The sequence below is a fragment of the Streptomyces sp. NPDC008079 genome, from assembly GCF_042957385.1.
Lineage (GTDB): Bacteria > Actinomycetota > Actinomycetes > Streptomycetales > Streptomycetaceae > Actinacidiphila.
The window spans coordinates 1,100,821-1,121,831 of record NZ_JBIBIC010000001.1 but is presented as its reverse complement, the minus strand read 5'-3'; the positions used below and the strand labels follow the sequence as shown (position 1 = coordinate 1,121,831).

Annotated in this window: 20 protein-coding genes and 1 tRNA gene; 13 read left to right on the top strand and 8 right to left on the bottom strand. The window is 69.9% G+C overall.

Features of this window, described 5'->3' with window-relative positions; translation table 11 throughout:
* Window positions 1–51: 51 nt before the first annotated feature.
* Window positions 52–1,290 carry an ATP-grasp domain-containing protein gene (locus ACFZAM_RS04910; RefSeq protein ID WP_391042755.1) on the bottom strand — a complete coding sequence of 413 codons (1,239 nt, stop codon included), beginning with the start codon at window positions 1,288–1,290 and terminating at the stop codon, window positions 52–54.
* Window positions 1,291–1,531: 241 nt separating this feature from the next.
* Complete coding sequence (locus ACFZAM_RS04905; RefSeq protein ID WP_391043553.1) at window positions 1,532–1,894, bottom strand: DoxX family protein; 363 nt, start codon at window positions 1,892–1,894, stop codon at window positions 1,532–1,534.
* A 206-nt stretch (window positions 1,895–2,100) separates the two neighbouring features.
* Here ACFZAM_RS04905 and ACFZAM_RS04900 point away from each other — a divergent pair, with 206 nt between their 5' ends.
* The 9 genes from ACFZAM_RS04900 to ACFZAM_RS04860 all read left to right on the top strand — a co-directional run bounded on the left by ACFZAM_RS04900 (window position 2,101) and on the right by ACFZAM_RS04860 (window position 8,328).
* On the top strand, window positions 2,101–2,484 hold the full coding sequence (locus ACFZAM_RS04900) for a helix-turn-helix domain-containing protein (RefSeq protein ID WP_355336221.1): 384 nt from the start codon (window positions 2,101–2,103) through the stop codon (window positions 2,482–2,484).
* Between the two features lie 12 nt (window positions 2,485–2,496).
* The gene (locus tag ACFZAM_RS04895) at window positions 2,497–3,261 is read left to right on the top strand and encodes a methyltransferase domain-containing protein (RefSeq protein ID WP_391042752.1); all 765 of its coding nucleotides are present in this window, start codon (window positions 2,497–2,499) and stop codon (window positions 3,259–3,261) included.
* 53 nt (window positions 3,262–3,314) lie between these two features.
* Window positions 3,315–3,821: an NUDIX domain-containing protein gene (locus ACFZAM_RS04890; protein WP_391042749.1), complete on the top strand. Its 507-nt coding sequence runs from the start codon at window positions 3,315–3,317 to the stop codon at window positions 3,819–3,821.
* Between the two features lie 644 nt (window positions 3,822–4,465).
* Window positions 4,466–4,693 (top strand): hypothetical protein, encoded by a 228-nt coding sequence (locus ACFZAM_RS04885; protein WP_391042746.1) that lies wholly within the window; start codon window positions 4,466–4,468, stop codon window positions 4,691–4,693.
* A 2-nt stretch (window positions 4,694–4,695) separates the two neighbouring features.
* Entirely contained in the window at window positions 4,696–5,457 is a 762-nt protein-coding gene (locus ACFZAM_RS04880) for a hypothetical protein (protein ID WP_391042743.1), read from the top strand.
* 161 nt (window positions 5,458–5,618) lie between these two features.
* Window positions 5,619–6,434, top strand: a complete 816-nt coding sequence (locus tag ACFZAM_RS04875; protein WP_391043552.1) for an SAM-dependent methyltransferase — start codon at window positions 5,619–5,621, stop codon at window positions 6,432–6,434.
* Window positions 6,435–6,501: 67 nt separating this feature from the next.
* Window positions 6,502–6,720, top strand: coding sequence for a hypothetical protein (locus ACFZAM_RS04870; protein ID WP_391042741.1), 219 nt, complete (start codon window positions 6,502–6,504; stop codon window positions 6,718–6,720).
* 535 nt (window positions 6,721–7,255) lie between these two features.
* Window positions 7,256–7,888: a DUF433 domain-containing protein gene (locus tag ACFZAM_RS04865; protein ID WP_223187486.1), complete on the top strand. Its 633-nt coding sequence runs from the start codon at window positions 7,256–7,258 to the stop codon at window positions 7,886–7,888.
* Entirely contained in the window at window positions 7,888–8,328 is a 441-nt protein-coding gene (locus ACFZAM_RS04860; RefSeq protein ID WP_391042739.1) for a DUF5615 family PIN-like protein, read from the top strand. Before ACFZAM_RS04865 ends, ACFZAM_RS04860 begins: the two co-directional genes overlap by 1 nt.
* A gap of 6 nt (window positions 8,329–8,334) precedes the next feature.
* On the opposite strand, the gene ACFZAM_RS04855 is transcribed toward ACFZAM_RS04860, so the two are convergent.
* A complete protein-coding gene (locus ACFZAM_RS04855; RefSeq protein ID WP_391042736.1) occupies window positions 8,335–8,853 on the bottom strand; it encodes an NUDIX domain-containing protein in 519 nt (172 codons plus the stop codon).
* Window positions 8,850–10,112 (bottom strand): helix-turn-helix domain-containing protein, encoded by a 1,263-nt coding sequence (locus ACFZAM_RS04850; RefSeq protein WP_391042734.1) that lies wholly within the window; start codon window positions 10,110–10,112, stop codon window positions 8,850–8,852. The genes ACFZAM_RS04855 and ACFZAM_RS04850 overlap by 4 nt, the downstream gene beginning before the upstream one ends.
* 301 nt (window positions 10,113–10,413) lie before the next feature.
* On the opposite strand from ACFZAM_RS04850, the gene ACFZAM_RS04845 reads away from it, so the two are divergent.
* The 4 genes from ACFZAM_RS04845 (at window position 10,414) to ACFZAM_RS04830 (ending at window position 13,229) form a co-directional block, all read left to right on the top strand.
* Complete coding sequence (locus ACFZAM_RS04845) at window positions 10,414–11,280, top strand: DUF6907 domain-containing protein (RefSeq protein WP_391042732.1); 867 nt, start codon at window positions 10,414–10,416, stop codon at window positions 11,278–11,280.
* A 206-nt stretch (window positions 11,281–11,486) separates the two neighbouring features.
* Complete coding sequence (locus ACFZAM_RS04840) at window positions 11,487–11,993, top strand: hypothetical protein (RefSeq protein ID WP_391042730.1); 507 nt, start codon at window positions 11,487–11,489, stop codon at window positions 11,991–11,993.
* An 81-nt stretch (window positions 11,994–12,074) separates the two neighbouring features.
* Window positions 12,075–12,728: a methyltransferase domain-containing protein gene (locus tag ACFZAM_RS04835; protein WP_391042727.1), complete on the top strand. Its 654-nt coding sequence runs from the start codon at window positions 12,075–12,077 to the stop codon at window positions 12,726–12,728.
* 72 nt (window positions 12,729–12,800) lie between these two features.
* Window positions 12,801–13,229 (top strand): hypothetical protein, encoded by a 429-nt coding sequence (locus tag ACFZAM_RS04830; protein WP_391042725.1) that lies wholly within the window; start codon window positions 12,801–12,803, stop codon window positions 13,227–13,229.
* A 191-nt stretch (window positions 13,230–13,420) separates the two neighbouring features.
* Here the strand turns inward: ACFZAM_RS04830 and ACFZAM_RS04825 are convergent.
* The 4 genes from ACFZAM_RS04825 to ACFZAM_RS04810 all read right to left on the bottom strand — a co-directional run bounded on the left by ACFZAM_RS04825 (window position 13,421) and on the right by ACFZAM_RS04810 (window position 20,813).
* Window positions 13,421–13,493, bottom strand: a tRNA-Lys gene (locus tag ACFZAM_RS04825).
* A gap of 102 nt (window positions 13,494–13,595) precedes the next feature.
* On the bottom strand, window positions 13,596–15,167 hold the full coding sequence (locus tag ACFZAM_RS04820) for an amino acid permease (protein ID WP_391042723.1): 1,572 nt from the start codon (window positions 15,165–15,167) through the stop codon (window positions 13,596–13,598).
* Between the two features lie 43 nt (window positions 15,168–15,210).
* Window positions 15,211–18,285 carry an FG-GAP-like repeat-containing protein gene (locus ACFZAM_RS04815; protein ID WP_391042721.1) on the bottom strand — a complete coding sequence of 1,025 codons (3,075 nt, stop codon included), beginning with the start codon at window positions 18,283–18,285 and terminating at the stop codon, window positions 15,211–15,213.
* 212 nt (window positions 18,286–18,497) lie between these two features.
* Window positions 18,498–20,813 (bottom strand): DEAD/DEAH box helicase, encoded by a 2,316-nt coding sequence (locus tag ACFZAM_RS04810; protein ID WP_391042718.1) that lies wholly within the window; start codon window positions 20,811–20,813, stop codon window positions 18,498–18,500.
* Between the last annotated feature and the right edge of the window lie 198 nt (window positions 20,814–21,011).

The following is a 21,011-nucleotide window of genomic DNA, read 5'->3' as shown; positions in this document are numbered from 1 at the left end:
GCCTTGGGCGGGACCTATTACGTGGGGCCTCGCGCCGCCCCTGGAGGGGGCTCAGCTCGCCGCTGTGGCCGTCTCTCCGAGGAGCGGTGCCGGCGGGACGGCGTCCCGTGCGGCGGTGCGCAGGGCGGCGCTGCGGGCGCCGTCGATGCCGGTGAGGACGCGTACGGGCTCGGGGAGCGGCGCCGCCGGTTCCAGAAGCGCCGCCGGTTCCAAAAGCGCCGCGGGCTCCAGAAGCGGTGCGGGCTCCAGAAGCGGTGCGGGTTCCAGAGGCGGTGCTGGCTCCGGGAGTTGGATGGCCGCCGCCATCTCCGTCGCGCTCTCCGTGATCGCGATCCGCCCGCCGAGCCGTGGCGCCGGAAGCGCGCCCGCGTCACCGCGCAGCAGCAGCCGTACCGCCGACCACGGCAGGTTCACCCCGGTGAAGGCGGTCTGAAAAATGCCCGCGGAGGCACGGGGGTTGGCCTCCAGGAGCACCGGTCGCCCCATGCGGTAACGGAGTTGGACGTTGGACAGATACGCGAGCCGGAAGTGCCCGACCAGCCGCCGCGCGATGGCGACCAGCGCGGGATCGTCCAGCAGCAGCCGGTAACGCCCCTGCTTGGAGCGGGCGATGCCGGTGAGCATGGCGCCGCCCGGAGCCGACAGGCAGTCCACGCTGACCTCGGGCCCGTCCAGATACGGCATCACCAGGAATTCGGGTACGGCCTCGCCCTCGTCCGCCGCCCGCTTCAGCGCGCCCGCCACCGAGGCCACCGACGCCAGCGGTACGGGCGCGGCCAGCAGATCCTTGAGCCGCAGCGGCCGGTCCTCCAGGATGCGGAAGCCGAACGCCGAGAACTCACCGGCGGGTTTGACGCAAATCCGTTCCCCGGTCTCCCCCAACTCCCCGACCGCCGCCCGGAACCCCTCGGCGTCCGACACCACGCGCCACGGCGGCACCGGCACCCCGGCCGCCCGCGCGGCCTCGTACGTACGGCCCTTGCTCGTCAGCACGTCGACCGCCTCGGGCGGTGAACACATCAGGCGCGTGCCGACCGCCGCGAATTCCTCCGCCCGCCCGGCGAGCGCCGCCAGCCGTCTGGGCGGGATGAGCACGTCGATCGCGTGCCGCCGGCAGAATTCGACCGCGAAGGCGGCGTATTCGTCGTCGCCGACGTACCGCGGCTCCGACTCCCCCACATCGCACGCCGCGAGCGCCGGCGCGTCCCGCAGCACATTGGTCCCGTAGATCCGTACGTCCACCGCGTCCGGGTTGTCGCGCAGCATCCCCATCACCTGGGTCGTGGCCACCCCCGCGCTGCTGAGCCATATCCGAAGTGCTATCGCGATACTCCTTCGCCCTCCGTGCGAACCCCCCAGAGCCCGCCGTCCGACCATGCGGGCGCGAGCCGCCGACGGCCCTGGAACCCCGAGGCCGCGCGTCTTTCCCCGATCATGTGTGAGCGCACCTTAACCCCGGACTGTGACGCCCACATTTCCCACCCGCTTCAACTCGCCAACATCACCTGCCGGGACGGCGGCGCGCCGTCGCTCACCAGGTCGTGGCGAGCCAGGCGGTGACGGCCGCGAGGGCGATGAGGGCGATGTTGAGGCCGGTGACCCTGGCCTCGCCGCGGGAGAGGTGGAGGGCGGTGGCCAGCACCTGGAGGACGAGGAAGCCGAGCGCGGCGACCAGCGCGAGGACGGGGGCGACGCCGGTGAGCGGCGGGAGCAGCAGCCCTGCGGCGCCCAGGATCTCGACGGCGCCGACTGCGCGGACCGCGGGCATCGGGACGGTGTCGACCCAGCCCATCATGGGCGCGAGCCGCTCCTTGCTCTGCGCGGTCTTCTTGCCGCCCGCGTAGAGGTAGAAGACCGCGAGCAGCCCGGCCAGGATCCAGTAGGCGGTCTCCATGGGTGCGTCCTCCGTCATGGTTACGACTTGTAAGTAAGCACATGATCGGTGACTATGGAGGCGCTTACAAAAGGCACATGGGTGTGCCTTACGCACACGGACCGGCCGCGGTGCCCGCTGTTGTACGACGGGCTGTGTGCTCCGGGCTTGTGCTGTGGGCTTGTGCTGTGGGCTTGTGCTGTGTGACCACGCGACGGGGGGCGCCGATGTCGAAGTACCGCCACTCCTGCCTCATCCGCGGCGACGGCGGCCGTGCGATCCGGGGCATCCTCGACCGTGTCGGCGACAAGTGGACGCTGCTGGTCGTCGCCACCCTCGACGGCGAGCGCCTGCGCTTCACCGAGCTCCAGCAGCGCGTCCCCGGCATCTCCCAGCGCATGCTCACCCGCACCCTGCGCCACCTCGAACGCGACGGGCTGGTCTCCCGCACCGTCTACGCCGAGGTCCCGCCCCGCGTCGAGTACGAGTTGACCCCACGGGGCCGCACGCTCATCGCCCCCGCCGTGGCCCTGGCCGAGTGGGCGGTCGACAACAATCCGGCGATCGAACAGAGCCAGGCCACGTACGACGCCGCTGCCCGCCAACCCTGAGGACGGTTCCGCATGAAGCGTGCTTACGACGACGAACGGCTCGCCCGCTCCTACGAGTCGGGCAACGAGATGCCCGATGACGCCCTGCGCGCGTGGGTCGGCCTGATCGGCTCCTACGTCGACCGCCCGGCGCCCGACGTGCTCGAAGTCGGCTCGGGGACCGGGATGTTCGCGGCGGCGATGGCCCGGTGGATCGACGGCGCGAGCGTCCTGGGTGTGGACGCCTCCGAGGCCATGCTGTCCGAGGCCCGGCGGCACCACCCGCACCCGTCGGTGCGGTACGCGCACGGCACCGCCGAAGCGCTGCCCGCCGGCGACGACGCCTTCGACCTCGCCCTGCTCTCCCGGGTGATCCACCACTTCCCCGACCGCACCGCCGCCGCCCGTGAACTCGCCCGCGTCCTGCGCCCCGGCGGCTCGGTCGTCGTTCGCACCACGTTCAAGGAGCGCCTGGACGCCGTCGTCTACGACTACTGGCCGCCCCTGCGCCCCACCGACGCCCTCCGCTTTCCCGCCGAGGACGACGTCACGGCCGAATTCACCGCCGCCGGCTTCGACTTGCGCGAGATCCGCTCCTTCGTCCAGCCCGTGACCCGCAGCCTGCGCGACTACCACGCCCGTATGACGACCCAACCCCAGTCGAAATTCGCCCTCTTGACGCCGACTCAGTTCTCCTCCGGCCTCGACCGACTGGCCGCGGCGGCGGACCGCGAGCCGTACGACGAGCCGGCCCCGGTCGACGAGCGCTACGACGTGGCCGTCTTCACGCTCCGGTGAGCGCGGGCCGGGTGGGGGACGTCGCATGCGTGACCGCGTAGGCGTGACGTCGTATGAGTGAACTGGTCGACCGGGTCGACGAGCAGGACCGCGTCCTGGCCGTCGTAGACCGGGCGGAGGCGATCCGTGAGGGCTGGCTGCACCGCGTCGCCACCATCGTGTGCCGCGACCCGGCCGGGCGCTTCCTTGTGCACCGCCGCCCGCGGGACTCCTCGCGCTTCCCCGGCCAGTACAACTGGCTCCTCGGCGGCGCCGCCGACGTCGGCGAGTCGTACGAACAGGCCGCGGCCCGCGAGCTGTTGGAGGAGCTGGGCGTGCGGGCCGCGCCCCGCTTCGTCCTCAAGTTCCGCTGCGCCGGGGCCATCAGCCCCTACTGGCTCGGCCTCCACGAGACCGTCGTCACCACGGCGATCCGGCCCGACCCGTACGAAGTCCCCTGGCACACCTGGCTGACCGCTTCCGAACTCGAATCCCTCGCCCAGGGGCCGGAGTTCGTGCCCGACGGACGCGAGGCGTTCATCCGCTACCGCGCCGTGGGCGGCGGAACGCCTGGCATGTGACGCCTCCCGTACGACGACAGTTTCCCCCCAATTCCCGCCAACGCCCCCTGCCCCCGCCCCCGTCCCGAAGCGGGCCCGGGGCACCCTTCCCCCGTCGACTCCACGGTCCTGTTCGACGCGATACGCGCCTCCGGCCGCCAGGTGACCCCGGCCCCGACGTGGCCCCTGGACGCCTCCCTCCTCGACACGGACCGCTGCTGCGTCCGCCTCATGCGCATCACCCCGGGCGCCTCCACCGCCGACCCGGGCGACGAGGACGACTACCTCCCCATGACCACCGCCGCCCTGCGCGCCGTCTCCCAGGTCACCGACCGCGCCCTGTCCCGCCTCCGCACCCTCCCCCTACCGCCCCCTCCCGCCCCTGGGGCGACGTCCCCCACACCCCCCACACCGCGGCCCCATCCCCTTCTCCCTCTTCCACCCCTAATCCCGTGCGGCCCGGCCCTGTGGCGGCGTCCGAGGTCGTCCTGGGGGCGATCGGCGGATGCCGGCCTGTCCGCTCTCGCATCGTCGCGCGAGGCGCCTGCCCAATCGCAGGTATAGGAGTACCATCTGGTACCTAAGGAGGCTGACACGTGGGGATCAAAGAGGAAACACGAGGTCGGGCGGCTCGTACCACAGCGCCTTTGAAGGTGGATCCGGCGGTGGACGAGCTGATCGCGGACGGCGCCCACTTTCTCGGCATGACCAAGAAGGACCTGGTCGCTGCGGCAGTGCGGACCTATCTGGAGATCCGCCGTGAGGAAGTTCGGGCCAGCATGGTGGAGAAGATGCGCAAGCTCGACGGATCGGTCGAGTCGAGCGTTTCACTCGTGACCGGACTGTCGCCCGAGCGGATCAGGGAACTCGGCGGCGTGGGCGAGGACGACTGACCATGCAACCGGCACGCCCCACGCTTCGTGCGCTCCGCGACGATCTGAAGTTATCCCTGCCCTCGGCGCGACAGCCTCTCGACGAACTGGATCACCCCCTTCTCGTGAAGGCACGGGAGCTCTTCGCCGAGGACAAGACCGGACACGAGCGCATCCGCGCCATTGACGACGAGATCCTTTTCAAGGTCAAGGTCCAGCGGTGGCGCGGAGCGGTCTGGACCGACAAAGACCTGAACCTGCCGTGGCTCGTCGCCGCCGGGCAGCGCGAAGACGGCTCGATGGACGACTTCTACTCGGCGTTGGAGGCCAACGCCAAAGCGGCCCGCGCTCGTTACAACACCGACCACCGCCAGCCTCTCCCGGGCGGTACCTACGTAGGCCATCTTCTGCCAGGCAGGGACGATCACGACCGCTATCAGCTCGAAGCGGGCACACGTCTCGTACGACAACTCTCCTCAGCGATCCGCGAACTCACCCGCGGGTCCCTGCACGACGGACATGAACACGCCGCTGACTTCGCCACGTTCCGCCTCGGCATCCTGGTACGCGCCGAGGACGGCCACGAGACCTACGTGGCGGTACGCATCACAGGCTCCGTCCCCGAGGATCTCACCGCCGTGGTCCTCCGCCACGTCCCTGGGTGCGAACCCGCTGACTGGTACCCCGAATACGCTCTTCCCAGCCGTTCCCTGCTCCCGGCGGAACAAGCCTGGTCGACGCTGATGGATCCCAAGGCGGCAGCGGAACTCCTGAACGAGGGATGACCTGATGGGCTGCCTCTGCGGCAGTCCCTGGCCCCGGAACATCCCGTTCGGCAAGAAGTCAGGGCATCTGACCGAGAACAGCCCCGAGTCCCGCACCGCCCCGGTGTCGACCCCTTGAGAGATCGCATTCGTGAGGGTCGCCCACCGTTTGAGGAGGCGCCATCGTGCCCGAGATCGATACAACCGTCCCGCACAGCGCGAGGATCTGGAACAACTGGCTGGGCGGGAAGGACAACTATCCGGCCGACCAGCAGGCTGGCGACGCGTACGAGAACGTGTTCCCGGACATCAAGCCGTTCGCCCGCGCCTCGAGGGAGTTCCTGATCCGCAGCGTCCGCTACCTCGCCGCCGAGGTGGGCATCCGGCAGTTTTTGGACGTCGGCGCCGGGTTACCGACAGCGCACAACACACACGAGGCAGCGCAGCGAATCGCGCCCGACACGCGAGTGGTGTACGTCGACCACGACCCGCTGGCTGTGCGCTATTACGCGTCGATGATCAGCAGCTCGCCGGAAGGGGCCTGCGCCTACGTCGAGGCTGACATGCGCGACACGGACACCGTGATCGAGCGCGCTGCCCAGACCATCGACCTGGGCAGGAGGCGGACCGTGTCGTCAGCGCGGGCGACGGGGCAGCCCACGGGCCTGATCATCTCAGACGCCATGGGCCACATCACCGACTACGGCGAAGCCCTCGCCGTGGTCCGGCGCCTCGTAGACGCGATGCCGTCCGGAAGCTACCTCATGCTCTCCCACGGCTCCGACAACGACCCCGTACAAGTCACCGCCCAGAACGCGTACAACAGCAGCGGGGCCGTACCGTACATCCTGCGGACCCCGAAACAGATCGCCGCCTTCTTCGACGGCCTCGACCTGGTCGAACCTGGCCTGGTCAAGTGGCCGGACTGGCATCCCGACGCGGCCACGACGCCCGGACCGCTCTCCGCCGGATACGGCGCCGTCGCCCGGCTCCCGTAGCTCACCGACAGGGGCCCGCTCCCCGCCCCGGCCCTACCTGACCGGGGCGGTATCGCCATTCCCCCCAGTGACCGAGAAACCGCACATCGTGTCCATGTCCCTCATCCCCTTCCACCGGCTTCCCGTCGAGTCCGAGCAGGACGCCAGGCCGTGGAAAAGGGCGATGGCGCAGCACGCGACGACGCTGGCAGGCAGGCTCGCACGCGACGGTGCCCCGGCCGCTTCGAGCGGCCGGGGCACCGTGAATTCGCAGGTCAGCGCCTCGTCACGAGACCTGACCCTGTAGGCCCTGTGGGACTTGAACCCACAACCAATGGATTAAAAGTCCTGGTCAGGGCATGCCGGGCGGTGGGGTGCAGTAAGCAGCCATCCGAAACCCGCGGGTCAGCAGGCACCGGCTTGCCGCCGCGTCCAGCGTCGAGCGTCGGATGCGTGCACGTCCGCTCACGCATCGCTCACGCATTCAGCAGCTGCGACCTCGACGCGACGGGCGACCCGGAGCAGATCGTGGGTCCGGAAGTAACCTTCAGGTCCCGGCTGGCTCACGGGCTATTGAACCTGGCCCACGGCGGGGAACATCGGAGCCAGAGCCCAGCACCACGATGACACGGGGATCGCCTGGCCAGCCTTTCGGCGCCATCGCACACAGCTTCCCAGCCCTCGCAGTGCCTCCCAGCGGCCCGTTAGTTGGCCGCCCCTTCACCCGTACGGGCGTACCAGGCACCTGCTTCGTCTGCTCGGTAGCGGCGCGTGAGGCTGAGCTGAGATGCTTGGAAGAGCTAGTAGACCTGAGCCGAAGGACCGAAGGGAGGCGTGACCTCATGGCTTACTCGACGCGCATGGCTGCAGCCCTGTCCGGTGCGACCATGGGCCAGCTTCGGTCCTGGCGCCAGGACCGTGGCAACGGGCCGATACTCCGTCCAGAGCTGACCACCAAGCCGGCCCTTTACTCGTTCCGCGACGTGCTGGCACTCCGCGCCTTCGCTCACCTTCGCCAAGACGTGTCTCTTCAGAAGATCCGCAAGGCCCTGGCGACGCTGAAGAAATTCGGCGAGGTCGGACACCTTTCGAGCTACTCCCTCGTGGCCGACGGCGACTCGATCGTCCTCGTAGGAGAAGACCATGCGACGGACCTCGTAAAACATCCCGGCCAACGAGTCATCGCCACCATGGCGGACATTCTGCAAGAGTTCGCGCCTCGTCCTGGAGTGGTGGTGCCCCACCTGCTGCAGCCCAAGCAGAACGTCAGCGTCGATCCCGAAACGCAGGGCGGACAACCGGTCATCACTGGAACCCGGGTTCCCTTTGACGCCGTGGCAGAACTGGTGGAGGACGGAGTCCCGCCCGAAAAGATCGGCGAATACTATCCGGGGGTAACACCAGAAGCGGCACGCGATGCGATGTCGTTCGCCCTCTACGTTGACAGCTACAGCCCTGGTCAACGCGCCGCCTGATGCGAATTCTCATCGACGAGAACGTCCCAGTGCAGATGCTCGAAATGCTCAGGCGACTCCTCCCTGATCACGAGGTTCGTCACGTCAGCGAGATAAAATGGGCGGGCAAGAAAGACCTCGCACTGTTGCCCGACGCCGCACGCAAAGGTTTTCACGCGTTCCTCACCAAGGACGGGCGCCAACTGGAGATTCCGTCGGAAGTCGCTGCGATCAAGAAGTCTGGAATGCACCATATCCGGTTCAGTCACGGCCACAGGGGAATGGCGGGACTTGACCTAGCCATGGGAGCCGTGATTGCCGCCATGCCGCTGATAGTTCACGAACTGGAGGATGCAGAAGCACAGCGGTTAGTGCATATCAAGGGCCTCAATCCGGCAAACAAGCACCGTTTCGACCTGACCGACCCGGCGAAGTCGCCTCCGAATTACTGGCCCCGATAGACGCAGTCAAGGCCCCACCGCCCCCACACCGTCGCGAAGCAATTCGGGCCGTCGCATGGGCGGGGCCGCCAGCGCTGCTCGAAGTCTCCTGGCTAGGCGGCTACTCACGTGCTGTGTGGCCTCGGGAAATGACACGAAGGCGGTGTCGGACAGTTCGCCGTCGTGGGGGCGGAGCTCAGCGATTTGGTCCCGGGTGAGAACTCCGCCGTCGAAGATGAAGGCGAGTTGGTCGTCCCAGGGGCCGTGGGGTGGGACCCAGTCGACGACGAGGAGGCCGTGGAGGGTGACATCGAGGCCGAGTTCCTCCTTGAGCTCGCGGCGGGCTGCGTCGTCGGGGGATTCGTTGGCCTCGGCCATGCCGCCCGGGAGGTCCCAGCCGGGTTTGTAGGTGGGCTTCACCAGGAGGACGCGGCCCTGCTCGTCGCGGAGGAGGACGTCCGCGGAAACGCGTTTGCGGGCCTGGGTGGCGTTGCCTTCGGCGAGGTAGGCGTTCCAGGCTTCGGGGTCGGCGGGGGTTGGCCTCATGGGGTGGCGCCTTTGCTGGGCGGGGGAACGATGTCGGCGAGTAAGAGCATTCTCGCCCGACGCGTTTCGTCAAAACGCTGCAGCAGAGCGCGGACCGGAGGATGACTGCGGTGGACGGCGAGCGCCGTGTGGAGACCGTCGAGCTGGCGGAGCACGCGGATCGAGCCGAGGTTGGGGTCAGCGGCGAGCACCTCGTGGCCGACCGCGACGGCGGCTTCGAGGTCGTCGCACCGCAGGTGCAGCCCTGCCAGAGTGATCCGGCTCAGGGCGAGTGACCGTGCGCGGTTCGACTCCCGCAAGCGGATGGCATGTTCGGCGCGCGTACGGGCGTCGTCGTGACGTTCGAGGTCGCTCAGTACGAGGGCCGATTCGAGGGCCAGCGCCGCCGCGTCGAAGGGACTGAGCCAGGGTCGTTCCGCCTCCGAGGCGCTGTCGAGAACTTCCTCGGCGCGGCCGAGCGCCCGCAGCGCCGGAGTGGGCTGGCCGGCGGCAGCCAGGGCACGCGCGGACATCGCGTGGAGGCGAGCGATCAGGGTGGGGACGATCGGCCCGGCTTCCGCCAGGTCGAGTCCGGTCTGCGCCCAGTGCACGGCTGCTGCCGAGTCCCCGGTCTGGAGGGCGAGATGGCTGGTGCTCGCCGCGATGCTGGCCGCGAGCGGTGTGTCACCGGAGGCGTGAGCGAGGGGCAGAGCGCGGGTGAAGTGGCGCCCGGCCACAGCGTCCTGGCCCGAGTCGTGGGCCATCCATCCCGCCATCTCCGTGAGCACAGCCGCCACCGCGAAGACCTGCGCCGTACCGTCGGCATCGACCAGCCGCGGGCCGATGTTGTCCCGTAAGTGCCGGAGCACGGCACTGTAGAGACGCCCCCCTCCGGCCTGACGGTCGGCGGTGCGGAAGGCGTCCATGGCGGCCATGTCGTCGCCATCCGGAAAGGGCTCGCTCACACAGTTGGGCGACGAAGGAGAGGCAGGCTCCCAGGGCCGCTTCGCCAGGCCGAGCAGGTGACCGGGAATCTGGAAGGCGTCGGCGATCTGCTCGAAGATGGCCAGCTTCTCGACCCGGCTCTTGCCGTTCATGTAGTCGTAGAGTCGGCCTTGGGTGATGTCGACGGCCGCGGCGATGCGTCGAGTGCTGATGCCACGGTGGTTGAGCAGTCGGAACAGCGTGCCCATGTCCCGCTCCGCGCAGGCGGCGAGCAGCCGCCGGTCGGCGAGAAGTCCCGCGACGATCTCGCGCGGTTCGCGCTCCGCAACGGTCACGAGCACCTTCTTCCGTACCGGTCTGGTCCGAGGCTACGGCCCGTATCCGCCCCCTGACTCCAACTTGGGGTCACGCGCTGGAGTCTCTTGCGTGTGGCACGCAGTCGTGTACTGAGGGTGCTCCGTTGCTCCAGGTGACGCAACGGCGCCTCCGCTCCGACCGCACTCCCGAGAGGTCAAGAGCCATGCCCAGCACCGTACTTCCGCGTCACCGCGGCCAACTTCCCTCGAGGTGGCGCAGGTGATGGCGGACGAGCGCACACGAACCCTCGGGTTCCGCGTCGATACCGAACCAGGGGCGGTGCCCGAAGCTCGGCGCAAGATCGCTGCGCTGGTGCGGAGTTGGGGCGTGCCGTTCGCGGAGGAGGCGTACGAGGACCTGGAACTGCTGTCGACGGAACTGATCACGAACGCCATTCACTACAGCCGAGCCCCGTGTGCGGTGGCCGTGCGCTGGACCGGCGTGCGGGTCCGGGTCGAGGTCACGGACTCGGATCCGGCCCGCCCGCGACCACGCCACGGCTCGGTGGACGCCGAGGACGGGCGGGGTCTGATCCTGGTGGAGGCCCTGTCCGCCGCGTGGGGAAGCAGTCCTGATCCGGCGGGCAAGGTCGTCTGGTTCGAGGTCGGGCCGGATGACCACCACAGCCTCGCGGCGGCGTCACGGCATCAGCCGCAACCGTGGAGCACGCCGGGGCTGTGGAGGATCACCACCACCGACGGCTCTGCGACCTCCGGTTACCTGCCCGCGTGGGCCGAGGACGACCCGTCGGAGGTTGGGGTGCCATCCGACCAACTCCCGTCCCGCCTCGCACACATCAACCACCGGAATTTCTTCGAGGGCCTGATGATGCCGATCGTCGCGCCGGACCACTGGGACGGAGCCGAGGAGGACGCCGTCCTGGAGGGAAGCATCGACTGCGACCCGTACGACGAGGACCCGCACCTCCGAGTGCCAGTCGTCAACCTCCAGGTCTGCGTGGGGCGCTGGATCCTCGGCCTGGACCCGCCGGGAGTCGCCGAGGCCGCCGCGAAGCTCCGCGCCCACGCCAACTTCCTCGACGAGAAGGTACGCCCCGCGCTCATCGCCGCCCGCGAGGACTGGGCCGCCCACCAACCGTCAGCCCAGCATCGCTCGCCAGCCTCAGGTCCGGCGGGCCGCACATAACCCGCACACTCGGCGCCCCGGCCCTTCCCCCTCCCTGTTGGCGCGGCTGTGCGAGCGCCCATGGAGAGCCCCCGGCGCCAGTGGACGTCATCGGTTACCGGACCCCGGACTGCACGACGTCACGCCTTCAGGGTGCCGAGGGGGTCCCCAGCAGTCACGGGCGAACCAGAAGCCTTATCGATTCCCCAGATCAGGAGGACAGCATCATGACCACAGCCCCGCAGATCGACAGTGGTGTCGAGTCACGCACTCGGGACCCGAGGGAACTCCTCAACGCCGTCCAGCCGCACATCGCGCACCTGACCGTCAATATCCGCGACAGCGGCATGACGCTCTGGGACCGCGAGATCGCCCTCCTGCTGCGTGACCACACCATGGTCCGCGACATGGCCGAACGGATCCTCGGCAACGCCGTCATGTACACCCTCGCCTGCATCGAGCACCCCGAGGTGCACCTCGGGGTCGGCAAACTCGTCGACATCGGCGTCCACCAGCTCATCCTCGACACGCCTGTCTGGTTCGCCCTCTGCGATCTCTACAACGGCGGTCGGTACAAGCACCACGCTCCGTTCATCGAGCGCCGCAGCGACGGACTGTGCCTGCGCACCGCCGACTTCCTCACCTCGATCGGCTTCGAGATCGACACCGAGCTGTGGGCGATCGACGGCACGGACTGCTCGCCGTGCGACAACAAGGTCCCCGACAGCCACTGAACCGAACGGTGCCTCGCCCGTCCGGTGCCTACGGGCATCATGGGGCGGGGCGCCGCCTTCTTCGGCAAGCAGAGGACAGATATGCCTGCGCAACACGACATCGTCGCCGAGACCGAACTGTGGGACACCTACGCCCGCACTGCCTTCAAGGACGAAGCCGAGCCGGTCTTCCGCTGGACGCAGTACGCCGGTCACGGACCCGGCCCTGAGCTCCTGGGTGACCCGGGCAGCGTCCTGGAGATCGGCTGCGGCACCGGACGCGCGCTCGCGCACCTGGCGCAGAGCGGCGTGAAGGCCACAGGCGTGGACCTGTCTCCGGTGATGGTCGAGAAGATCTCTGAGCGCTGGGCCCCGTCGGGAGCGCAGTTCCACTGCGCCGAAGTGCTGGATTACCTCGGCTCCACCGCGGAGACCTACGACGCGGTGTACTCGATCTTCGGCGCGGCCTGGTTCGCCGACCCGTCGAAGCTCTTCCCGCTCGTCCGCCGCCGGCTCAATCCCGGCGGGACCTTCGTCTTCTCCCAGCCACCCGCGATCCCGGGCGCCTACGGCCCACAGGGCATGTACAAGGGTGGCTTCGCGGGGAAGGCCATGTTCACCTACCGCTACAGCTACCGCCCGCCCGTATGGGAACGCCTGCTGGCCCGGGCCGGTTTCACCGATGCCCAAGCCCGCGTCCTCGACGCCCCCGAACCCGACCACATCGGTACGCTCCTGGTCCGCGCCCAGGCGTGACGCCGGGCCCAGCCCACGTCGCCCCCGCCGAACGGCCGGAGCCTTTCGCTGTGCGCGGCCGGATTGCCCTTTGTGGACGTCCCCGATCCCATCGTCGGCTCCAGGGACAGCGCAGACGGGGCATTCGTCGCGCGCATCCGGACAGAGCAAGTTCAACGCCCGTTGATCGAGCATGGAGGAGGTTTGCGAAGGAAAGGGGAGGCTCCGGAACGGTACCCCTGGACGCAGGTCGGTATCAGCGAACGTCGCTACTACAAGCTATTGCCGCTGTTCGCTCAGAAGGTCAACGGCCGCTACGAGTACGAACTCGACGACGTGGTGACACGCATGAAGGCCCGCCTTAACCGGGCAGACGACGCGCGGCCCGTGCGAGCAGCCGCCCTCGATGTCCTCCGGTCCCACGGATTCAACGAAGAGGCCGCGCGCAAATGGCGGCAGCGACACCGACCTGAGCAGGCTGTAGACGCCTGGCCGCGCAGTCGGCGGCCACAGGAACTGTAGGTACCCGTCGCGGTGCGGTACAGCCGTCACCTGTCCTCACCGCGGCAGTGCCCCGCGTGGCTGCGGCCACGACAACCTCGCCGTCGCGCTCCCGCTCACGCACGGCCCCCGCACGCCGGTGCCCCGGCCGCCATCAGACGACCGGGGCACCATAACCGCAGGTCAGCGCCTCGTCACGAGACCTGACCCCGTAGGCCCTGTGGGACTTGAACCCACAACCAATGGATTAAAAGTCCACTGCTCTGCCAATTGAGCTAAGGGCCCGCTCCCCGCAGCATAGCTGGGACCTGCGGGGGAGGCCGAACCGGTTAGGGCCTGTCCGGCGGATCATGGGCGGTCCAGGCGGCGGCTGGCGCCGGACAGGCCCTAGGGCTGGGGGGTGTCCGTGGGGCGGCGGAGGAACCAGTGGCGGGCGGAGACGAGCCACCAGGTGGTGGCGAAGCCGAGGACGGCGAGGACGGCGATGGGGGCGTAGTTGAAGGTCTTCCAGGTGATGGGAGAGAGCTGGGGGAGCATGAAGAGGACGGTGATGAGGGCGACCCAGGCGACGGCGACGACGCCGATGGGGCGGGACCAGCGGCCGAGGTGCCAGGGGCCGGGCTCGAAGGCGGGGCCTTTGCGGAGGCGGAGCAGGGTGGGGATGACGTAGGCGATGTAGAGGCCGATGACGGCGATCGAGGTGACGGCGGCGTAGGCGGTGGCGTTGATGAGGTACGGCAGGCCGAGGCAGAGCGCGCCGGCCGCGGCGAGCCAGACGGCGGCGACGGGGGTACGGGTGCGCGGGCTGACGGTGCGCCAGACGCGCGAGTAGGGCAGCGCGCCGTCGCGTGAAAAGGCGTAGATCATACGGCTGTTGGCGGTCACGGACGCCATGCCGCAGAAGAGCTGGGCGCCGATGACGACGAGCAGCAGGAGTTTGCCGCTGGTCGCGCCGAGCGCGTCGAGCAGGATCTGCGCGGGCGGCGCGCCGGTCGGTGAGCCCAACTCGGCGTCGTACGACTGGATCGCGAAGGTGAAGCCGAGCAGCAGAACGAAGCCCGCGATCCAGGACGTCCAGATGGAACGGACGATGCCGCGCGGACCGGCGGTGGCGGCGTCGTGCGTCTCCTCGGTCATGTGCGCGGAGGCGTCGTACCCGGTGAAGGTGTACTGCGCCATCAGCAGGCCGATCAGCACCACGTAAATGCCGCTGCCGAAGCCGGTGTTGTTCACGTAGTGCGTGAACACGAAGCTCGCCGAGCGGTGGTGGTCGGGCACGAAGGCGAGCGCGCCGACGATCAGGCCGACGCCGAGCACGTGCCACCACACGCTGACGTTGTTCAGGACGGCGACGATCCGTACGCCGAAGGTGTTGAGCAGGCCGTGCAGGAGCAGGATCGCGGCGTAGAGCAGGATCGTCCGGCCGGGGCTGACGCGGAAGTCGAACTGGAGGTTCAGATACGCGCCCAGGAACGACGCCGCGCCGAAGTCGATGCCCGCGGTGACGGCGACCTGGCCGAGGACGTTGAACCAGCCGGTGAACCACGCCCACGCGGCGGCGCTGCGCTCCGGGGCCAGCCGGTGCGCCCAGAAGTACAGGCCCGCGGACGTCGGGTACGCCGAACAGATCTCAGCCATCGCCAGCCCGACGACCAGCGTCATCAGGCCGACCCCGACCCAGCCCCAGGTGATCAGGGCCGGGCCGCCGGTGTTCATCCCGAACAGGTACAGCGTCAGACAGCCGGACAGCACCGAGATGATCGTGAACGAGACCGCGTAGTTCGAGAACGCCGACATCCGGCGCGCCAGATTCTGCGTGTAGCCGAGCTGCGCGAGCCGCTCCTCGTCCGACACGGACGAGGAAACGGACGAGGAAACGGACGAGGAGACGGAGGAGGAGACGGGAGCGGAATCCGGGGGTACGGAAGAGGCGGAGAGAGGGACGTCCTCAGGTGTCATGCCCCAGGCTTCCCGCACCCAGGGCATGACATGCACGCGTCGTCTAGTACAGGGCCTTCACCATGCTCCACGACCCCCCGAGGCTCTTCCGCGGCGCGAACGTCCCCTTGCCGCTGCCGTCGTAGCGGTACAGAACGCCGGAGGCGTCGGCGGCGAGGACATCGTTGCGGCCGTCCTGGGAGAGGTCGCCGATGCCGACGATGTCCTTGTAGATCTGCCAGCCGGCGCCGATCCGCACGCGCGGCGCGAAGGTGCCGCGGCCGGAGCCGTCGTAGCGCCACAGCACGCCCGCGGTGTCACGGGCGAGAAGGTCCGCCGCGCCGTCGCCGTTGAGGTCGTTGGCTCCGACGATCTTGTTGAAGATGTTCCAGCCGGGACCGATCCTGACCCGCGGGGCGAAGGTCCCGCGTGACGTGCCGTCGTACCGCCACAGCACGCCCGCGGCGTCCCGGGCCACCGCGTCGGGGAAGCCGTCCCGGTTCAGGTCGCCCGGCGAGACGATCGCGTTGTAGATGTTCCAGCCGGGACCGATCAGGACGGACGGACCCGAGATGTCGGGAAGGGTCCCGTCCGAGCGGCCCGGGAGGCGGCGCAGTTCACCGGAGGTGGTACGGATCAGCAGGTCGTTGATCCCGTCTCCGTCGGCGTCACCGGTCGGGACGAGCAGCGAGCCCTTGCCCCAGCCCGCGATGCGCAGCGGGTACGGCGTGAAGTCGCCCTTCTCCGTGCCCCGGAAGACGGTGTCGAGGTTCGCTTCGACGCCCGTCAGGAAGAGGTCGGGGAAGCCGTCCTTGGTGTAGTCGTGCGGCACGGGCGCGCCGTGCTGGGCGAACTGCGTTCCCCCGTCGAAGGCCAGGCCGGGGCCCTGACCGTCGGCGGGCCTCGCGGTCACCTCGCTGCGGTACAGCCCGTCGGGCACGGGGACGCCGGCGTCGGTCCGCTCGTCCCAGTTCGCCGCGAGGTAGTACTCCCGTACCGCCCCGAAGCTGCGGGTGGCGACCCGCGCGCCGGTCACCTTCCGTATGTAGTCGACCTTCCACGAGCCGACCGGCCTGCTCGGGTACCACGCTCCCCCCGCCCCGACGTTCTCCAGCGGAGAGCCGGGCACCCCGGTCCCGAGGACGTGGAAGGTGCCCGCGCCGTCCGCCCAGGCCACGCCGCCGCCGAACCGGTCGACCGTCCAGTGCCAGCCGCGGTCGTCGGTGAGCGAGGCCGCCGGAAGGTCGGCGATCGTCCGGTCGGGGCCGGCGGCCGTACCGCCGTGGAAGTCGTTCAGCACCAGGTGGTCGCCGATGTGGCGCACCAGGTAGCCGTCGCCCAGCAGCGCGGTGCCGCTCGGGAGCGCGACGTTCTTGTTGGCGGTCAGGTCGTACGCACCCGCCGGGCCGGTCGGGCCGCAGGACCAGTACAGCCAGCGTCCGGCGCTCTGCAACTCCGTCGGAACGCAAGGGGCGTTGGTCACCACGGTCCGCTTCGGGCCGTGTCCGAACTCGCGGATCACATCGGCGGTCAGCACGCCCTTGGCGGCAGTGGGCCGCCACAGGATGTCGCCGCGCACAGTGGCGGCGGAAAGCGGCTGGTCGACCGGTGTGTGGTTCGAGCTGTTGTTGTCGAAGACGTAGAGCCGCGCGGGAGTGCCGCTGGCGTACGCGACGTAAGGGCCCCAGGCGTCGACCAGTCGGCCGCCCTTGCCGGGGGTCGTACGCGGGCCGATCGTGTCGTAGCCGCCGTCCGTGACGGGACCGGTGGAGAGATAGCTGAGTTGCTGACTGCCGCCGAAGAGCCGGACGCAGGACGAGCCGGGCTCGCAGGGGACGGCGGTTGCGGCGACGGCGCCCTTCGGGACCGCCGGGCCGGTGGGCAGGCCATCGGCGAGGCCGAGTTCCTGGCTGTAGAGATTCCGGCCGAGCGAGCCGTCGTAGCGGGCGGCGGCCGTGGCGTACCGCACCACACCGCGGTCCATCGTCATGCCGTCGACCCGTACCGCGGCGGGGCTCATGGGCAGGACGGGAACGCCCGCGCCGATCGGCCCACCGTCGGCCGCGAGCACCCGTACCGCCCAGTCGGCGGCGTCCGCGCCGCCCTCGACGAGCGCCCGCCCGTCGCCGGTGGCGAGCAGGCGGCCGGTGGAGCGCGGCAGTACGGTCACCGGCGCGCCGCCTGCAAGCGGTACGGCCACGACCGGAACGCCCCACGGCGTGAGGGTGTCGGTCGGCGTCGCGGTCGCGGTCGGGGCGTCGGAGACCAGGGCGGAGTCGCCGACCAGGCTCACGGACCGCCGCGTCGACTGCGCCTGGGCGGGAAGCGTGGCGGTCGTCCGCGGGCCGCCGAGGTCGTCCCGGCCGACGGACCGGATCGTGGAACCGTAGTACCAGGCAAGCCTGTTGGGCGTGAGCAGGAGCATGGGGTGGGCGGTGCCGGTCTGAGCGTCGCCGAGGGCGTGGAAGGCGGCGGCGGCCAGATCGACGTAGCCGATGTGGAGCGCGCCCGACGGCATGCGGTAGGTGAGCACCGCGCCCCGGTCGTCGCCGCCGTCCACGCTGAAGACGTTGACATCGTCCGGCAGGGCCACCGCGGTGTCGGTCGTGGCGTCCCCCGCTCGCTCGCCCGCGCGCAGGATGTGCAGTCGCCAGGTCCCCGCCGTACGGTCGCCCGAATCGGTGAGTGCGGCGCTGCCCGCCATCGCCCGGAAATTCTGCCCGGCCGGGATGGCGATCTCCGATGTGCCGCCGTCGGCCATGTCCCGCAGCAGCAGGCGCTTGCCGCCGTTCGCCGTGTTCAGTGTGGTCAGGATGTCGCTGCCCATGGACACGCGGCTCGCGGTGACCCAGTCGTTGGCCACCGGCGGCACCTCGGTGGACGAGCCGTCCGCGTAGCGCGTCCAGAACTCGTGCTCACCGTCCTGGGACTTGCGCAGCACGCCCGACGCGCCCGCGAAGACGGTCCGGGCGTCGGGGGACCACGGCACCGCCGCCTGGAACGACGTCGGAGCGCCGCCCGCGGGTACGTCGGCCGCCGCCGCGGTGGTCACCGTCCCGGTCCCCGCCCCGAACGACACGGCCAGAGCGAAAGTGGCGAGCGCGGCGAGAGCACCGTGCGCGCGGGGGCGTTGTGCCACCCGTTCCTCCTGAGGTCATCAAGAACACGGCATGGCGGGACCCCGGCCTGTCCGGCCGCGTCAGCGCACTGCGGTGAAGCCCCCCAGCCCCCCGGCTGTACCCCCCATGCAAGTGACCGCACTCTAACACTCGCCCCACCTGCGCAAACAGGCCCGCCCGGTGTGCCATGTGCACACCGGGCGGGCCCGTTCTGCGGCTGAGCGGTCAGCGGTCAGCCGTTGCGCTTCCAGCGGGGCTTGCGGTCGTAGGAGGAGCCGGCGGCCGGGGCGGCGCCGGGGGCGCGGCGGTCGTCACGGTTGCCGTAGGAGGGACGCGAGTCGCGGTCGCCGTAGGAGGGGCGGCTGTCGCGGCGGTCGTACGAGGACGACGTGGACGGACGGCTGCTGTCGCGGCGGTCGCGGTTGAAGGGACGGTCGCGGTCGTCGCGGCTGTTGTACGCGGGACGGCGGTCGTCACGGTTGCCGTACGAGGGGCGCGAGTCGCGGCTGTCGCGGCTGGTGTACGGGGTGGACGGACGGCCGCTGCGCTCGCCGTACGAGGGGCGGGAGTCACGGCGGTCGTCGCCGCGGCGGTCGTCACGGTTGCCGTAGGACGGACGGCTGTCACGGCGGTCGTCGCGGTTGCCGTCGCGGTTGCCGTACGACGGACGGGAGTCGCGGTTGCCGTCGCGGTTGCCGTACGACGGACGGCTGTCACGGCGCTCGTCACGGTTGCCGTACGAGGGGCGGTCGTCACGGTTGCCGTACGACGGGCGGCTGTCGCGACGGTCGTCACGGTTGCCGTACGAGGGACGGGAGTCGCGGTTGCCGTAGGACGAACGGTCGTTGCGGCGGTCGAAGTTGCCGCGGTCGTCGCGGCGGTCCTCGCGCTGCTCCGGCACGGGGGCCGGGGCGGCGGCGGCCAACGCGGCGGCCTCGGCGGCGAGTTCGGCGGCCTTGGCGGCCACCGCCTCCTCCGGGTCCTCGCCGCGCTCGCGGGCCGAACGGGCGGTGAGGCGGTCGGCCTCCTCGCGCAGTTCGGTCGCGCGGCGCTGGAGCCGCTCCAACTGACGCGTGACGTCCGCGACTTCGCGCTCCGCCTGGAGAGCGGCGTTCTGTACGGCGTCGGCCTGGACGTCGGTCAGCGAGCGCGCGCCGGTGATCTTGGCGACGTCCTCGTCGAAGACGCCCGCGCCGCCGATGATGTGGCGCGAGGCGTCGACGCCCGCGTCCTCCATCAGCCGGAAGATCTGCTTGCGCTGGTGCGGCAGGGCGAGCGAGACGACCGTGCCGGACTCGCCCGCGCGGGCGGTACGGCCCGAGCGGTGCAGGTAGTCCTTGTGGTCGGCGGCCGGGTCGACGTTGAGCACCAGGCCGATGCCGTCGACGTGGATGCCGCGGGCGGCGACGTCGGTGGCGACCAGGACGTTGACCTGACCGGCCTTGAAGTCCTCAAGGGTGCGGGTACGGGCGCCCTGGGTCATGCCGCCGTGCAGCGCGTCGGCGCGGACACCGGCCTCGATGAGCTGCTCGGCGACGCGGTCGGCGCCCATCTGGGTGCGGACGAAGATGATCGTGCGGCCCTTGCGGGCGGCGATGGCGGCGGTGACCGGCGCCTTGTCCTTCGGCTTCACGACGAGCACGTGGTGGCTCATGGTGGTGACGGCGCCCTGGGCGGCGTCCACCTCGTGGGTGACCGGGTCGACCAGGTAGCGGCGGACGAGGCTGTCGATCTCGTTCTCCAGCGTCGCGGAGAACAGCAGGCGCTGGCCGCCCGCCGGGATGAGGTCGAGGATCTCGGTGACCTCGGGCAGGAAGCCCATGTCGGCCATCTGGTCGGCCTCGTCGAGGACCGCGATCTGCACCTGGTCGAGCACGGCGGAGCCGCGGTTGATCAGGTCGCGCAGCCGGCCGGGGGTGGCGACGAGGACGTCGACGCCGCGGTCCAGCGCGTAGATCTGGTTCTGCATGGACGTGCCGCCGCAGACGACCTTCATCTTCAGGCCGAGGACGTCGCCGTACGGCTGGAGCGCGTCGGCCACCTGCATGGCCAGCTCGCGGGTCGGGGTGAGGATGACGCCGCGCGGGCGCTTGCGCTCGGTGTGGCCGCCGGACAGCAGGGTCAGCAGCGGCAGGCCGAAGGAGAGCGTCTTGCCGGAGCCGGTACGGCCGCGGCCCAGGATGTCCCGGCCCGCCAGCGCGTCCGGGATGGTCGCGGCCTGGATCGGGAAGGGGGTGGTGACGCCGTTCTGCGCGAGCTTGCGGACGATGCCGTCGGCGAGGCCGAGGTCGGCGAAGGTCACGGTGGGCTCGGCGTCGGTGTCGTCCTCGGCGTCGGCCTCGGTGTCCGCGTCGATGACGTCGGTGATGCCGGTGGTGCCGGTGGTGATGCCGGTGTCGAGGACGTCGGTCGCGTCGTCGGCACCGGTGATGTCGGTGATGTCGGTGTTCTCTGCGGTGTCGGCGGTGGTGATGTCCACCACGTCCGCTACGGCGAGGATCTCGTCGTTCTCGGGCATGACGGAACGGTCGGCACTGTCAATGGACATGCTGAAGCTAAACCTCTCGGAGACTTACGGCACGCGCCAGCTCCGTAGGTTGCTTACAACCGCCTCGATGCGGTCAGCCACAGGAGAAAAGGAACGCGCCACGCGGCGCACATCGGATCAGGCGCCAGGCAGTGGGATCAAACGATCTACCAGCATACGCATCTGTCGGCGCCTTTGCCAATCGCCTTCCGGACGGGG

Coding starts and splice junctions, on each gene's coding strand:
- ACFZAM_RS04905 (WP_391043553.1), bottom strand. CDS start 1,894: ATGGAGACCGCCTACTGGATCCTGGCCGGGCTGCTCGCGGTCTTCTAC.
- ACFZAM_RS04900 (WP_355336221.1), top strand. CDS start 2,101: ATGTCGAAGTACCGCCACTCCTGCCTCATCCGCGGCGACGGCGGCCGT.
- ACFZAM_RS04895 (WP_391042752.1), top strand. CDS start 2,497: ATGAAGCGTGCTTACGACGACGAACGGCTCGCCCGCTCCTACGAGTCG.
- ACFZAM_RS04890 (WP_391042749.1), top strand. CDS start 3,315: ATGAGTGAACTGGTCGACCGGGTCGACGAGCAGGACCGCGTCCTGGCC.
- ACFZAM_RS04880 (WP_391042743.1), top strand. CDS start 4,696: ATGCAACCGGCACGCCCCACGCTTCGTGCGCTCCGCGACGATCTGAAG.
- ACFZAM_RS04865 (WP_223187486.1), top strand. CDS start 7,256: ATGGCTTACTCGACGCGCATGGCTGCAGCCCTGTCCGGTGCGACCATG.
- ACFZAM_RS04860 (WP_391042739.1), top strand. CDS start 7,888: ATGCGAATTCTCATCGACGAGAACGTCCCAGTGCAGATGCTCGAAATG.
- ACFZAM_RS04855 (WP_391042736.1), bottom strand. CDS start 8,853: ATGAGGCCAACCCCCGCCGACCCCGAAGCCTGGAACGCCTACCTCGCC.
- ACFZAM_RS04840 (WP_391042730.1), top strand. CDS start 11,487: ATGACCACAGCCCCGCAGATCGACAGTGGTGTCGAGTCACGCACTCGG.
- ACFZAM_RS04835 (WP_391042727.1), top strand. CDS start 12,075: ATGCCTGCGCAACACGACATCGTCGCCGAGACCGAACTGTGGGACACC.
- ACFZAM_RS04820 (WP_391042723.1), bottom strand. CDS start 15,167: ATGACACCTGAGGACGTCCCTCTCTCCGCCTCTTCCGTACCCCCGGAT.
- ACFZAM_RS04810 (WP_391042718.1), bottom strand. CDS start 20,813: ATGTCCATTGACAGTGCCGACCGTTCCGTCATGCCCGAGAACGACGAG.